Genomic DNA, 14,888 nt, shown 5'->3' with positions numbered 1-14,888 from the left:
TTATTCTATCATATTTTTAACCGCGGCGGGTCATTTTCGCGATATAAAAGCCATCCTGCGCGCCTTCATCCGGGAAGATCGTTTGTTCCGCCAGCAGCTTAAATTCCGGATGCTGAAGCAAAAACGCGGCGACCTGCTTGTCGTTTTCCTTGCGGTTGAGCGTACAGGTGCTGTAAACCAGCGTCCCGCCCGGTTTGCACAGCGGCGCGCAATGAGCCAGGATCGCAGCCTGCAGTGCGACGATCTCGTCCAGCGAGGCGGGCGTCAGCCGCAGCAGAATTTCCGGCTTATGCCGCAATACGCCCAATCCGCTGCACGGCACGTCCAGCAGCACGCGGTCAAACTGCCGCCCGGTCAGCTGCTGGTCCGCCTGCGCGGCATCGAGCGTCCGGGTCTGAATGATCGTCGCACCGCAGCGCTGCGCCGCTTCCTCGACTAACGCCAGCCGATGGGCATGCAGATCGCAGGCCAGAATTGTGCCTTCGTTGTTCATCATCGCCGCCAGCTGCGTCGTCTTGGTGCCCGGCGCGCTGCAGGCGTCAAAAACCGTGTCGTGCGGTTTGGGATCGAGCATCAGCGCGACTTGTTGGCTGGAACGGTCCTGAATGACGATTTTTCCTTCCTTCAGCCAGGGATCGCTGACCGGATTGCCCGCGGTGCGGATCGTCCAGCCGTTGGGCTCCAGCGCCCAGTCCGGCCGCTGCGCCAGCGCTTCCCGGCTTAATTTCAGCGGATTGATCCGCACGCTGACCGCCGCTTCTTCCAAGTCTGCCAGCGCGATCCGGCGCATTTTTTCTTCGCCATAGTGGGCCTTCCACAGCTGCAGCAGCCACTGCGGATGACTGGTCACTAACGCCAAATCCGCGATGGATTCCGGCTTAGGCAGCGGTTTGGGTCCGCGCCGCAGCAGCTGGCGCAAAACGGCGTTGACCAGACCTTTTTTGCTTCGCGGACACAGCTCGACCGCGTCGTTGACGATGGCGTACTCAGCGCCTTTATCGAGATAAAAAAGCTGGTACACGCTCATGTCGAGCAAGACCGCGACGCTGGGTTCGGGCACGTTGCGCACTAAATCCCGCCATTGCCAGCGCAGCGGTTCACGATGGCGCAGCACGCCGTAGATCACGGCGGTCACCCAGCGTTTTTCTTCCTCACTGAGCGTCTGGCCGTGCTGGCGCAGCCACAGATTGGCATACTGGCCTTCGTTGAGGATCGCGTTCAGCCCCTGCCACGCTCTTTTTCTTGTTGTGTTCATCAGCCTGCTCCTTTGCTTGTTTATGCTTGATCTTCCTGCGAAACCGCCGGCTGAGACAGAGCGGGCGGTTCTCTAAAGAGGAAACGGAATGAATGAAATCCGCTACTCGAGAATCAGCGGATTGACGTCGATGCTTAAATGGGCCTGAGAGCGCTGCCTGCGGTATTCCTGGAGAACCTGCGCCAGCGCGGTCTTCATCTGATCCAGATCCTTGCCTTTCAGCACCAGACGGCTGCGGTAGCGATCCTGCAGCTTAAACAGATCGCTCGGCCCCAGCACCTTAAACAGACTGGATTGCCGCAGCGCCTGCGCCACGACCTGCGCCGATTGCTTCGGACGGTCCGGCCGGATGTCGGAAAAGGTCAGCGCGATCAGGTAGGTATACGGCGGATAGCCGCCTAAATGCCGGTACTGCATCTCCTGATAGAAAAAGCTTTGATAATCCTGCCGGCTGCCGGCGACAACCGCGAAATGGTTCGGGTCAAACGCCTGGATGACAACCTCCCCGGGCGTCTGGGAACGGCCGCTGCGCCCGGCCGCCTGCATGATCAAATCGAACGTCATCTCCACGCTGCGAAAGTCCGGCCGGGCCGTACCGGCGTCGGCGTTAAGGATACCGACCAGCGTGACCTGCGGAAAGTCCAGACCCTTGGCGATCATCTGCGTGCCGACCAGGATATCCGCTTCATGCCGGCCGAATTGTTCAAGCAGCTTCTGATGCGCTTCCTTGCGCGATGTCGTATCGGCGTCCATGCGCAGCACACGGGCCTGCGGAAACAGCCGCGTGACTTCTTCCTCCAGCTTCTGCGTGCCGTAGCCCGGCGCCGCAAACGTCCGCGATCCGCATTTCGGACAGACCGTAACCAGCGGGAACTCCGAGCCGCACAGATGACACTTCATCTTCTGAATTGATTTATGATAGGAAAGGGCCACGTCGCAATGCGGGCACTGCAGGGTTTCGCCGCACTGGCCGCATTTGATCAGCGGACTGTATCCACGCCGGTTCAATAACAGGATCGCCTGCTCGCCACGCTTGATCCGGTCCGCAATTTTCTGGCGCAGCACGTCGCTCAGGATTCCCGACTGCGCGCGGTTCTGGTTCTTCATATTGACCACTGTGCAGACTGGCAGCTGACGGTTGACCCGTTCTTTCAGCTCAGCCAGACCGTACACCCCTTTTAGCGCCCGGGCGTAGGATTCCAGCGACGGCGTCGCGCTGCCCAGGATCACCTTGCATCCGAAATGACGTGCGCGGTGAATGGCGATATCGCGGCAATGGTACTGCGGCAGGGAATCCTGCTTATAGCTGGAATCGTGCTCCTCGTCCAAAATGATCAGGCCGAGATGGTCAAATGGCATAAACACCGCCGAGCGGGTACCGACGACAATCGAAGCCTGCTTTTCAAATACCCGGCAGTATTGTTCGTATTTCTGTTGATTGTTCAGCGCGGAGTGATAAATCGCCACATCGTTCTGGAAACGGCCTTTGACGCGCGCTACCATCTGCGGGGTCAGCGAGATTTCCGGCACTAGAATTAACACCTGTTTGCCCGCGTCGAGCACCTGACGAGCCAGATGCAGATAGACCTCCGTCTTTCCGCTGCCAGTCACCCCATGAAGCAGGATCACGTCTTGAATGCTCGTTTGAATTTCCTGCACGACCCGCTTCTGATCCGCGTTCAGCGGCAGAAAGGCTTCCGCCTGACCGGCCTGTTCTTCCCGCGCTTTTACCGTCCGGCTGTCCAGCCGGACGCAGCCCAGCTTTTCCAGCGTGCGGGTGATCGCCGGCGACTGTTTGCGCCATTGCGCCAAAACTGTCGGGCCTTCCGTCCGCAGCCAGCCCAGCACTTCCTTCTGCCGGGGCGTTAAGAGCGGATGCTCACCCACGTACACGGCAATCTGTTCCATTTTAATTTTCTGATTCGAGCTTTTCGGCTTGAGCTTGCTCGGCAGCATCGCCTGAAAACAGGAAATCACCGGGGAAAGCGTATCCTCCGCCATCCATTTAGCCAGCTCAAACAATTCCGGCGTGATCAGCGCGTTCTCATCGAGCACGGACAAAAGCGGTTTCAAAGGACGCCCGTTGACCTGAGTCTCCGGCTGACCGTCGTCCACCTCCGTCACCGCATCGACAAACCCGACGTTCTGACGGCCGTTGAAATCAACAGTCACCCGCTTGCCCTTTTCTGCCGGCAGCTGCAGCGCGTCATAAGAAAACACCTGATCGAGCTGTAAAACCGGATGTTCAATCCAAACTTTCGCGATCCGCATGCGCTCTCACCTCCGAATTCTGTCCTTTATCATATCATAATTTAAGCGCCGCGAAAACGGAAGTTCGGAAAAAGCCGGCAGAGTTTGGCGGACAATAAAAAGAATCCAGCGCGCCGGTTTAACGGCTGGCATTCGTTTCCCGCTGGCGAAGTTTCCGGCAGGTGCGGTAGAATTTCTGATACGACATTCCGCTTTGGGCAATCAGCTCCTTGGATGGCCGGCTTTTCTGCCGCCATTGTTGATACAGCGGCATGAACTCCGGCGGCACCGCCAGCTGCGGACGGCCCAGATGCACGCCCTTTTCCTTGGCGATCCGGATGCCCTCGGCCTGGCGCTGGCGAATCATCTTGCGCTCGTTCTCCGCGACAAACGAAAGCAGCTCCAGCACAAGATTGCAGATGAGCGTGCCGACCAGATCCTGATCGACGCTGGTGTCCAGAATCGGCATATCCAGAATTTTGATATGGACTTTACGGGTACGCGTAATCCATTTCCATTCCTCCAGAATTTCTTCATAATTGCGGCCTAACCGGTCCAGGCTTTGAACGACGATCAGATCGCCCGGCTTGACCTTGCGGCGCGTCAGCTTCTGATAACCGGGACGGTTAAAATCCTTTCCGCTGAGCTTATCCATATATATCCGCCGTGGCGCGACGCCATAGGCGATCAGCTCCTTCCTCTGACGCTCGATATTCTGATCCTTTGATGAAACGCGGATATATCCGTAAACGGTCTGTGACATAACTTCCTCCTCCATGCATTCATTACATCATAGACACAGAAAAAAGGGAGATGGTAAACTTTTTCTCCCTTTGATCAACCGCTTTGTTTTAAAAAGGTGTACCTTTCTGACACATTGGAAACAAGCTGTAAAAATTACCAAAATAGGTTTTGACAGGAAACGTTCTACCTATTAAAATAAAGAATAGAGTGATTTGCTGGGTGTTTTATTAAAGTACACTTTACTGAAACGATAAAGGAGTGAGAAGGATTATGGCACTAATTGATCAGATCGCAGACCAGTGCGGTTTATTCATTTCTGATTTAAAGGCGCAGGATAATTACTCCGTTATTGCCGAGGTCCTGACGCAGATTGACCCGGATTCTTTCCCGGTTACGGACTGGAATCATTTTATAACGTATTTATTTGAAAAGGATGTTGCGTTCACTACCGCCAAGCAGGCCCGGCAGACATGCCTGGAACAATTAGATCAGAAATGAGAAGCGAAAGCTTCTTTTTTTATCAAATCAAAAACCGGAGCGTTCACCCCGGTTTTCATCGTTGTTTCTCATTTTAAGAGATCTTTGTTTACAAGGAGCCCTGCTCCGTGATGATCATATCCAGCGGAACATCGAAAGCCTCCGGCTCAAAATCAGCCACGCGCTGCATTGTGTAGGCCAGTCCGACCTTCAAGCCGGGAAAGGTATCTAGCACCGAGTCATAATACCCTTTGCCGTAACCGATCCGGTTCTTGCGCCAATCGAATCCGACGACCGGGACGATCATCAGCTCCAGCTCGGACAACGCCGCTTTGCGGGACGGCTGCGCCACCGGTTCCAACAGCTCGAAGCGGGAAGGAATGCAATCCTCCAACCCTTCGATCCAATAGAAATCCAGCGTGTTCCGCCCTTCGCGCACGACGCACTTGGGAACGGCGATCTGTTTGCCCTGATCGAGCAGATGCTGCAGGATCCGGCGGGTATCCGCTTCATCATTGATCGAAATATACATTCCGATCTTCTGATACGGTTCCTGCACCTTCATGAGCTGCGACCGGATATTTTCATCAAACTGCGCTTTGAGCAGCGGCGGCAGCTCGTGCCGCTTCATCTGCGCCAGCTTCCGCAGTGCTTTTTTATCCAACGCTGCCCTCCATATCCAGCTTCAGCAGCTGGTTCAGCTCGACCGCGTATTCCATCGGCAGCTCGCGGGTAAACGGTTCCAGAAAGCCCATGATGATCATTTCTGTCGCCTGCGATTTCGTCAGTCCGCGCGACATCAGATAAAACAGCTGTTCCTCGGAAATCTTCGAGACTGTCGCTTCATGCTCGATCGTCGAAGTCCGCGAAGACGACACGTTTGTCGGAATCGTGTCGCTGCGGGACTGCTCGTCCAGGATCAGCGTATCGCATTCCACCTTCGAACGGGCGTATTCCGCTTTCGGCCCATGCTGGACCAGACCGCGGTAATTGACCTCGCCGCCCAGCCGGGAAACCGACTTGGAGATAATCGTACTGGAAGTATGCGGCGCCAGATGAATCATCTTGGCTCCGGCGTCCTGGACCTGATGACGGGATGCCACGGCGATCGAAATGCACATGCCGCGGGCATATTCGCCGACTAACAGACAGGCCGGATATTTCATATTCGTCTGCGACCCGATGTTGCCGTCGATCCACTCCATCGCCCCGTGCGCATCGACCTTGGCGCGCTTGGTGACGAGGTTGATGATGTTGTCCGACCAGTTTTGAACAGTCGAATACCGGCACTTGCCGCCTTCCTTGATGATGATCTCGACCACCGCGGCATGCAGCGATTCCTTGGAATACGTCGGCGCCGTACAGCCTTCGACGTAATGCACGTCGGCGCCCTCATCGACGATGATCAGCGTCCGTTCAAACTGACCCATCTGTTCCGAATTGATGCGGAAATAGGACTGCAGCGGTTTTTCCAGCTTTACCCCTTTCGGGACATAGATGAACGAACCACCCGACCACACGGCGCTGTTGAGCGCAGCGAACTTGTTGTCGGTATACGGTACAACCGTCGCGAAGTATTCCTTCACCAGTTCCGGAACCTGCTGCAGAGCGGAGTCGGTATCCAGGAAAATGACGCCCTTCTCCTCGACTTCCTTCAGCATGTTGTGATAAACCGTTTCCGATTCATACTGGGTGTTGACGCCGGCTAAGAACTTCTGTTCCGCCTCCGGGATGCCCAGCCGGTCAAAGGTGTCCTTGATCGTCTCCGGTACCTCTTCCCAATCCGTTTCCTTCTTGTTGCTCGGACGGATATAGTAGGTGTAATCGTCAAAATTCAACGTGCTTAAGTCAGGACCCCAATCCTGGATCGGCATCTTGACGAACGCGTCATAGGCTTTCAGACGGAAATCCAGCATCCACTGCGGTTCCTTCTTGATCGTTGAGATCTCGATCACCGTTTCCCGGGTCAGGCCCTTTTTTGTTTTGAAGACGCTGACGTCCTCGTCGTGAAAGCCGTATTGGTAATCGTCCTGCGTCTTCAGGACTGTTTCTTGTTCGCGGCTCATTGATTTTTCTCCCATTCTTCGATCATTTCCTTCATCGCTTTCCAACCGATCGTCGCGCATTTAATCCGGTTGGCCTGCTTGCTGACATTCTTGAAGGCAACCGCCTCCTGCAGCCGTTCCGGATCATATGGCTGTTCCTCGATCATCGCGAAATACTCGTCGATGATCGCCTTGGCTTCGGCAACGCTTTTGTCTTTCAACAGCTCCGTCATGATCGAGGTCGACGACGTTGAGATCGTGCAGGCGACCCCGTCGAAGCGCACGTCTTCGATGCTGCCCGCAGGGTTGATTTTGGATTGAACCGTAATATCGTCGATGCAGGATTCCGAAGCCATATGCACCTGATGGTAGCCCGCGTCGTCCGTCAGCTTATGATTGTGCGGATATTGATAGTGATCCATGATGATCTCGCGCAAGACCATCGGATCCTCCAGCAAACTGGACATAAACTTCCTCCTTTCAATCAGAAGAACAGTCCGACGCAGTTTTCCAGCGTAATTTCACTGCACGCCTGGACAAACCGGTCGACGTCCTCCTTCGTGTTATAGAAATACAAACTGGCACGGATCGTTTCCGAGGTCTTCAGCACATTGAGCAGAATTTTAGCGCAATGATTGCCGGAGCGCACAGCGATCCCCTTGGAATTCAGATATCCGGCCGCATCCTGAGCGAACACATCCTTCACATTGAAGGCGATGATGCCGGTCGGTGAGGTTGGATTATACAGGATCAGGTTATCCAGTTTTTTCAGTTTTTCAATCGCGTAGGCCTTGAGCTCATGCTCGTAGGCTTCAATCTTGTCCATGCCGATGTTTTCGAGATAGCGCACAGCCTGCTGCAGGCCGAGCACCCCTTCGATATTCGGCGTCCCGGCTTCAAATTTATACGGCGCGTCCTTTAACAGGATGTTGCCGCACATGTCAAAGCGGGCGTTGCTGCCGCCCCCGAGCATGAACGGATCGGTTTTCTGCAGCAGCTCAAATTTGCCATACAGCACGCCGATGCCGGTCGGGCCGCACATCTTATGCGCGCTAAACGCCAGGAAATCCACGTCCCAGGCTTTCACATCCGTCGGCGTGTGCGGCACGGACTGCGCCCCGTCGCAGACGACGATCGCTCCGTGTTCATGGGCAATCCGCGTCATTTCCTCGATCGGCGCGACATAGCCCAGCACATTGGTGATATCCGCGACAGCGACGATCTTCACCTGCTCATGCATCGCCTTGCGGAAGTTCTCCAGCGTCAGCCGGCCATCCTCCGTCAGGGGAATGTATTCAAGCTTCGCACCGGTTTCCTCCACGACTTTAAACCACGGCAGGATGTTGGACGCGTGTTCCGCCTCCGTCGACAGAATCACGTCGCCCGGCTTTAAATACTTCCGCCCGTAGCCATACGCCACCAGATTCAGCGACGCGCTGGCCCCGGCCGTAAAGACGATTTCCTTCGGCTCGGCATGGATAAACCGCGCCACGTCTTCGCGGGTTTTCTCATAGGCTTCCGATACCTGATAGGAAATTTCATAATCACCGCGGTGAACGTTGGTCGTCTGCTCGGTGTAATACCGCACGACGGCGTCGATCACACACTGCGGCTTGAACGTCGTCGCGGCGTTGTCCAGATAAACTAGCGGATGCGACTGCATCGTGCGGTTGTGAAACATTGGAAAATCCTGTCTTATTTTGAGGACGTCAAACATACTTCATTCACCTTCGTTTCAATTTCCTGAGCCAGGGCTTCCTGAAGTTTTGGATCGTCGCTGATCCGGGCGATCGGCAGCAGATAGCCGATCGTGACCAGGCGGATCGCTTCGTCTTCGCTCAAGCCGCGGCTCTGTAAATAATACATCTGGTTTTCATCCATTTGTCCGATCGTCGTCGCATGGCTGGCTTCCACATCGTTTTCATCGATCAATAACTTCGGCAGAATCGTCGCGGTCTGCTGGGCGTCAAAGGTCAGTGCGCGGCTGGTCTGATGACTCTTGGCACCGCGGGCGCCCTTTTCGATCTTGCCGGTCGCTTCCATGCGGTAGCGTCCGCCCTGCAGGACAATGCTGTAATTCTCCATGATTCCCGTCGTCTGTCCGGCCTGGTGAATGAGATCGACGACAAACTGCTTCTGAGTCTGTGCGATCACCGCCGACTGAACCAAAGCCTCGGCCCCGCTTTCCTTCAGCAGGGTCTTGGACTGATGATCGACCGTGCCCGGATTCAGCTGCACATACGCCGCTTTGAAGCGGGCGTCACGGTAAATTTCGTTGCTTTCGCGAATCGTGATCGGCGCGCTGCTCTCATTCCAATACAAGAGCGTGAGCTGGCTGGCCGCTTCCGCCCGCACCTGAATCGTCAGAGCTTCGGCTTGACGGATCCGGACGACCAGGGAGCAGGCCGTTTGCGCAGGCGCGGTCAAAGTCAGCGTCAGCGGCGCGGAAGCGTCGATGACAAGCTCGCGCAATGTTTCCTGTAAAACGACGGGGCTGACCGGACTTTCATGCAGGGTCAGCACTGTTTCAGCCATGCTTGCGGCCCCTTGCGCTGGCGGCGCAGCTGCCCAGGGTGAAGGTCAGCTTCACTTCTTCTTTGGCCGGCTGCAGATCCAGCTGTTGATACAGCCAGTCGTAGCCGTCCTGATCAATTTTCTGAACCAGCGTTTCATCGCCTTCCATGACGATCCGGCCGTTGATCAGCACGTGTGCGTGCGTCGGCTTTAATAACTGATAGAATCGTTCGTAATGCGAAACGACGATCATACCCAGCCCCGTTTCCTGCTGCATCTGCGTCACGGCGTCGGCCACGATTTTCAGAGCGTCGACGTCCAATCCGCTGTCAATCTCATCCAGCATCGCCAGCGACGGCTTCAGCATTTTCATCTGCACGATTTCGTTGCGCTTTTTCTCGCCGCCCGAAAAGCCCTCATTGAGGAAACGATGTGCTAAATCCGGCTTCATCTGCAGATCTTTAATCGTCTTTTCCATTTCCTTAATAAAAGAGAACAGGGAAATCGGATTTTCCCGGCGGGCGTTCATTGCCGCACGCAGGAAATCGGAGTTCGTGACGCCCGGCACTTCCTGAGGATACTGCATCGCCAGAAACAAACCAGCGCGGCTGCGCTCGTCGACGCTCATCGCCAAAACGTCGCGTCCGTCGTATTCAATCGTTCCGCTTGTCACAGTATATTTCGGGTGCCCCATAATCGCCGCCAGCAGCGTCGATTTTCCGTTTCCGTTAGGACCCATTAAAGCATGTATTTCATGATCGGCGACCGTCAGATCGATCCCTTTGAGGATCTCCTTGCCTTCGACCTCAACATGAAGATTTTTAATCATCAGCTGACTCATTCTCTCATCCTTTCCGCTCATGATTCGAGTTGTTATCCAGACAAAAAATGTCCAGAATGATTATAGCATATTCTGTTTCAGGATGTGCGGATTATTATCTGTTCAAACGGCTTTACCAAGCACTCTTTCGGCCTTTTTCTTCCAGCGATGATGGAAAAAAGCGGGAAAATGGGGTTGTTCACACAAAATTCAGATAGAAAGCCTGCCGATCAAATTGCAAAGTCCCCTGAAATACCCTATAATAATAAAGTTCATTAGGAGGTACATTCATGTTACAAACACTCAAAAAGTACTGGTTTGTGTGCCTTGTTGGCGTTCTGTTAATCGGAGCCAGCATTTATTTTGCATACGACCAGAACAAAGGAAAGCTCCCAGGAAAATCAGTCGGCGGCGAGGACGTCGTATTCTCGATCGGCGATCAGGATATCACAGCCGGAGAATTCTACGACACGCTGTTTAACGAAATGGGCGTCGCCGGCGTCTATCAGTTCATGGAGAAAGCGGTCGTTGACCCGTCCATTGAAACCACGGAGGAAATGAAGACGCAGGCCCAGTCGTATGCGGATTCGATTACGGCGCAGTATCAGTCGACCTACGGCGATCAGTACAAGGAAATGCTGCTGACAGCGCTCAACGGCGTCGGCTACAGCAAGCTTTCTGATCTGACAGACTACTTCATCCACATCCAGAAGACGCAGCAGATGATCAAGGATTACATCAACGCGCATGCCGACGAATACATCCCGGCGTATGTTGAAGCGAAGAAGCCGCGGATTGTCAGCCATATCTTAATCAAGATGGATGATCCGGCCAACCCGACAGAAGAAGAAACCAACCGTGTCAACGCGGTTAAGGACGCGCTGGCCAGCGGCCGCGACTTCGGCGAAGTGGCGCAGGAGTTGTCAGAAGATTCCGGCTCTGCCGTCCAGAATGGTTCGATCGGCTACATGGACGCCGACAGCCAGTTAGTCTCCCCGTTCCTGGAAACCGCACTGGCGATGAACGAGGGCGAGGTCAGCGAATGGATTCAGACGACCTATGGCTGGCACATCATCAAGTGCGATGTTTCCGACACGGAGACGCTGAAAGGCTATGATGAGTTCTACGACGCCCTGGCGACCTACTACCCGAACCTGCAGCCGAAGGTTGTCTGGGAGAAGGCTCAGGAAATGAACCTGGACTTCAAGGGCAACGACGAACTGCAGAACAAACTGTTGATCTACATGGGCTTAAATGAAAAAGACGAACCGGAAACTCAGCCGGAAACTACGGAAAACACGGAAAATCCTGAAGGTCAGGGCGAAGATCAGAACAACGCCGAAGATCAAAACGGTGAAAACAACGGCGAACAGGGAGGAAACGAATAATGAAGAAGCTTGTTCTTTTAGCCCTCGGGGCCTTATTGTTAGCGGGCTGCAGCGATGCGCGCGCGTCCCTGAAAGATCCGAAGACAGCCGTCTTCTCCGTTGGCAATCAGACGCTGACCAAAGGCGACATGTACAACTTCATGTTGGCGCGGGATGCCGGCTATTTCACGATCAATGAAGCAAAGAAAGTTATTTTTGAAAAAGAAGTTCCAGTAACGGATGAAATGCGCAGCGAAGCGGAAGAAACGCTGAACACGTACAAGACGATGCTGGGCGATTCGTTTGCCAGCTACCTGCAGTCCTATGGCTTTGCGGATGAGGAAGAATACCTGAACAACAGTCTGTTAGTCAGTCTGCAGGCTCAGGAACTGACGAAGGTTTACGTCAACGAAAAGTTCGGCGATCTGGTTTCCCGTTATTCCCCGAAGAAAATCCGGATCATGCAGTTCACTGATGAAGCAACGGCCAACCAGGCCCTGGAACAGGTCAAGAGTGGCGCGAACTTTGAAGAAACGGCGACAAGCTTAGGCTCCAGCGTTTCCGCCGCCGAGACAATCGCAACGACGCAGAGCAGCTATGCGACCAACGTCCTGTCGACGCTGTCGGTGATCACAGATCCAACACTGACCGACGTGATCGCTGATGACAACGGCGCGAACTTCTACATCGTTCAGGTCATCGCGACGGATGCGGAAAGCTTCAAGGATGAAGCGGTCGATACGATCGCCTCGATCAGCGCGCTGTCTTCGGAAGCATCGATCTTCTATTTTGAAAAATACAATTTCACAGTCTATGATAAGACGATCTATGATCAGTTGGAATCCAACTACGCGGATTATCTGATTCAGGCAAAATCGAAGTAAAAAGAGACCTTAAACACGAAAGCCCCAGGAGCTGCAAACGCAAATTCCCAGGGCTTTTTTCTGACTTTGATCGGTGACGAAAAGATAAAAGTTTATCAATCTATGTATTTGAAAAAGGTCTGCGAATATTTTTCCAATCCGCAGGTGATCGCTGGAAATGCATTCCACTTTCCTATATAATAAGGGACATGGAGGGATAATAAATATGGAAAAAGCAAAGGTTTATACAACGAACCTGAGGACCTATGGAACGACCAGCCTGTTGGACAAGCTGGAACGACTGGTGAAACAGGCGGGAATTGAAAAACTGGATTTTCAAGATAAATATGTCGCGATTAAAATTCATTTTGGCGAACCGGGAAACCTGGCTTACCTGCGGCCGAATTACGCACATCGAATCGTAGATCTGATCAAGTCGTTGGGCGGTAAGCCGTTTCTGACTGACTGCAACACCTTGTATGTCGGCGGACGAAAGAACGCTCTGGATCATATTGAATCAGCGTATCAGAACGGCTACAATCCGTTCAGCTGCGGCTGCCACATTCTGATCGCCGATGGTTTGAAAGGAACGGACGAAACTTTAGTGCCGATTCATCAAAAGCATGTCAAAGAAGCCAAGATCGGCCGGGCAATTATGGATGCGGATATCTTCATCACGATGACTCATTTTAAAGGGCATGAATCCACGGGATTCGGCGGGACGTTGAAGAATATCGGGATGGGCTGCGGTTCCCGTGCCGGAAAGATGGAAATGCATAACAGCTCAAAGCCGCAGGTCAATCCTGAACGGTGCCACAGCTGCGGCATGTGCCAGAAGATCTGTGCCCACAGCGCCTTGAACTTCGATGAGAATCACAAGATGCACATTGATCACAGCCGCTGCGTTGGCTGCGGGCGCTGCATCGGCATGTGCAACTTCGATGCGATTGAACCGATGAACGACGAGGCTAACGATATCCTCAACGAGAAGATTGCCGAGTACTCGCTAGCGGTTATTCAGGGTCGGCCACACTTCCATATCAGCTTTGTCATGGACGTCTCACCATGCTGCGATTGTCATGCGGAGAATGATTTGCCGATCGTTCCGGATATCGGGATCTTTGCCTCCTTTGATCCGGTAGCCCTAGATCAGGCTTGTGTTGATGCGGTAAACCAGGCTCCGGTGATTGCGGGCAGCGTCTTGGATGAGCATCAGCATGATCACCACGATCACTTCACCGACACGCATCCGGATACTAACTGGCAGACGTGTCTTGCCCATGGCGAAGAAATTGGTCTGGGCACGCGTGAATACGAATTAATCCATTGTTAAGGAGGAGCTTCCCATGTGTGTATTCTGCAGCATCATCAACCATGAAATTCCATCAAAAGTCGTCTACGAAGATGATCTGGTCTTAGCGATCCTGGACATCTCCCAGGTTACAAAAGGTCATACTCTGGTTATGCCTAAGAAGCATGTCGACAATTTGTTGGAATGTGACGATGAAACAGCCGCTCACCTGATTCAGGTCGTCAAGCACTTAGCGAAACGGATTCAGGAAAAAACAGGAGCTTCGGGGATCAATATCCTGAACAACAACGGCGAGGCCGCAGGCCAGACTGTGAATCATCTGCATTTCCACATCATTCCCCGTTACAGCGAAGACGATGCGTTCGTATGCGAATTCAAAGAATCAAAAAAACAAGATCTGGATGAAGTTTTAGAGTTAGTCAAATAATCAAAACTATACGTTTATCCTATAGTTTGTTCTATCTTAGTTAGGGTTTGAAGCTTTGGAAACTTAAATATTATAGCGAATAAATACAGTCTTCTCAAACTAGCGCCTCGGCGCTTTTTTTATTTAGTTTTAAAGTCGTAGATATTTCCTTATTTATAAATTAAATTAGCAATGTTTAGAACATTTAATATTAATGAAGTTATTGTTATAATTATTTCTAAAATGTAATAATTATATTTTATTTGATCTTTACTAAGTTCTGAAATATAAGTTATACACTCTTGAATTTTGTTTTTATCATTATTAATCTCAGCAATGTTAAGATTCTCCTCTAAGCTTTGTAATTTAACCATTTTCCAATAGAAAACCATTCTATTAATATAAATTTTGGGTAAAATTGTTATTACTATGCATGTAAAAAAGCTAAGAACTACTAATGTAACTGTTAATAATTGAAAATTAATCATTCCAGAAATTTTAGAAACCATATTCGAATTATCACATAACAATGTTGTTATATACAAACAATTATACAGTATAGATACTATTAAAAATGTAAGTGAATTCTCTGAAGAATGACTGACTAATTGCTGAATTTCACTAGAACATGAAGGTAGATAATTATTGTGCTTCAGATCATCTAATTTTAGTGGTTCTATAAATTTTGGTGTTGGTAGAAACCAACGCCTTTTTTTCTTGAGCATAAAAAAAAGAGACATAGGTAAGAATTTCCGTTACAATAAAATCACCACAAATTACAGAAAGGAAATCTCACTATGTCCATTACTCATTCTATCGTATCTGTTCTCAATTT

General features: G+C 52.1%; 14 protein-coding genes. 5 read left to right on the top strand and 9 right to left on the bottom strand.

From position 1 onward, the window contains the following. Window positions 1-16 precede the first annotated feature (16 nt). The 3 genes from rsmB to I2G61_RS09370 all read right to left on the bottom strand — a co-directional run bounded on the left by rsmB (window position 17) and on the right by I2G61_RS09370 (window position 4,268). The gene (gene rsmB, locus I2G61_RS09380) at window positions 17-1,255 is read right to left on the bottom strand and encodes a 16S rRNA (cytosine(967)-C(5))-methyltransferase RsmB (protein WP_195548206.1); all 1,239 of its coding nucleotides are present in this window, start codon (window positions 1,253-1,255) and stop codon (window positions 17-19) included. A gap of 102 nt (window positions 1,256-1,357) precedes the next feature. Next, the gene (gene priA, locus I2G61_RS09375; RefSeq protein ID WP_195548205.1) at window positions 1,358-3,526 is read right to left on the bottom strand and encodes a primosomal protein N'; all 2,169 of its coding nucleotides are present in this window, start codon (window positions 3,524-3,526) and stop codon (window positions 1,358-1,360) included. Between the two features lie 118 nt (window positions 3,527-3,644). Next, window positions 3,645-4,268 (bottom strand): recombinase family protein, encoded by a 624-nt coding sequence (locus I2G61_RS09370; protein WP_072684184.1) that lies wholly within the window; start codon window positions 4,266-4,268, stop codon window positions 3,645-3,647. Window positions 4,269-4,519: 251 nt separating this feature from the next. On the opposite strand from I2G61_RS09370, the gene I2G61_RS09365 reads away from it, so the two are divergent. Further along, a complete protein-coding gene (locus I2G61_RS09365; RefSeq protein WP_072684183.1) occupies window positions 4,520-4,747 on the top strand; it encodes a hypothetical protein in 228 nt (75 codons plus the stop codon). Between the two features lie 88 nt (window positions 4,748-4,835). On the opposite strand, the gene I2G61_RS09360 is transcribed toward I2G61_RS09365, so the two are convergent. Genes I2G61_RS09360 through sufC form a run of 6 tightly spaced genes read right to left on the bottom strand, consistent with a single transcriptional unit; the run spans window position 4,836 to window position 10,126 of the window. Continuing rightward, window positions 4,836-5,390 carry a 5-formyltetrahydrofolate cyclo-ligase gene (locus tag I2G61_RS09360; RefSeq protein ID WP_072684182.1) on the bottom strand — a complete coding sequence of 185 codons (555 nt, stop codon included), beginning with the start codon at window positions 5,388-5,390 and terminating at the stop codon, window positions 4,836-4,838. Continuing rightward, the gene (gene sufB, locus I2G61_RS09355; RefSeq protein WP_139248594.1) at window positions 5,383-6,792 is read right to left on the bottom strand and encodes a Fe-S cluster assembly protein SufB; all 1,410 of its coding nucleotides are present in this window, start codon (window positions 6,790-6,792) and stop codon (window positions 5,383-5,385) included. The genes I2G61_RS09360 and sufB overlap by 8 nt, the downstream gene beginning before the upstream one ends. Continuing rightward, the gene (gene sufU / locus I2G61_RS09350) at window positions 6,789-7,238 is read right to left on the bottom strand and encodes a Fe-S cluster assembly sulfur transfer protein SufU (RefSeq protein WP_072684180.1); all 450 of its coding nucleotides are present in this window, start codon (window positions 7,236-7,238) and stop codon (window positions 6,789-6,791) included. Before sufU ends, sufB begins: the two co-directional genes overlap by 4 nt. A gap of 17 nt (window positions 7,239-7,255) precedes the next feature. Next, window positions 7,256-8,488 carry an aminotransferase class V-fold PLP-dependent enzyme gene (locus I2G61_RS09345; RefSeq protein WP_195548204.1) on the bottom strand — a complete coding sequence of 411 codons (1,233 nt, stop codon included), beginning with the start codon at window positions 8,486-8,488 and terminating at the stop codon, window positions 7,256-7,258. Continuing rightward, window positions 8,467-9,306: a SufD family Fe-S cluster assembly protein gene (locus tag I2G61_RS09340; protein WP_072684178.1), complete on the bottom strand. Its 840-nt coding sequence runs from the start codon at window positions 9,304-9,306 to the stop codon at window positions 8,467-8,469. Before I2G61_RS09340 ends, I2G61_RS09345 begins: the two co-directional genes overlap by 22 nt. After that, a complete protein-coding gene (gene sufC, locus I2G61_RS09335; protein WP_039864287.1) occupies window positions 9,299-10,126 on the bottom strand; it encodes a Fe-S cluster assembly ATPase SufC in 828 nt (275 codons plus the stop codon). The genes I2G61_RS09340 and sufC overlap by 8 nt, the downstream gene beginning before the upstream one ends. A gap of 269 nt (window positions 10,127-10,395) precedes the next feature. Between sufC and I2G61_RS09330 the strand changes: the two genes are divergently transcribed. The 4 genes from I2G61_RS09330 (at window position 10,396) to I2G61_RS09315 (ending at window position 14,074) form a co-directional block, all read left to right on the top strand. Beyond that, on the top strand, window positions 10,396-11,493 hold the full coding sequence (locus I2G61_RS09330) for a peptidylprolyl isomerase (RefSeq protein ID WP_072684177.1): 1,098 nt from the start codon (window positions 10,396-10,398) through the stop codon (window positions 11,491-11,493). After that, window positions 11,493-12,356, top strand: coding sequence for a hypothetical protein (locus tag I2G61_RS09325; protein WP_072684176.1), 864 nt, complete (start codon window positions 11,493-11,495; stop codon window positions 12,354-12,356). The genes I2G61_RS09330 and I2G61_RS09325 overlap by 1 nt, the downstream gene beginning before the upstream one ends. 205 nt (window positions 12,357-12,561) lie before the next feature. Beyond that, window positions 12,562-13,668, top strand: coding sequence for a DUF362 domain-containing protein (locus I2G61_RS09320; RefSeq protein WP_072684175.1), 1,107 nt, complete (start codon window positions 12,562-12,564; stop codon window positions 13,666-13,668). A 13-nt stretch (window positions 13,669-13,681) separates the two neighbouring features. After that, window positions 13,682-14,074 carry an HIT family protein gene (locus I2G61_RS09315; protein ID WP_072684174.1) on the top strand — a complete coding sequence of 131 codons (393 nt, stop codon included), beginning with the start codon at window positions 13,682-13,684 and terminating at the stop codon, window positions 14,072-14,074. Window positions 14,075-14,888 lie beyond the last annotated feature (814 nt).

This window comes from Holdemania sp. 1001095H_141210_F2 (assembly GCF_015558105.1).
Lineage (GTDB): Bacteria > Bacillota_I > Bacilli_A > Erysipelotrichales > Erysipelotrichaceae > Holdemania.
The sequence above is the reverse complement of the archived record's forward strand: the minus strand, read 5'-3'. Positions and strand labels throughout refer to the sequence as shown.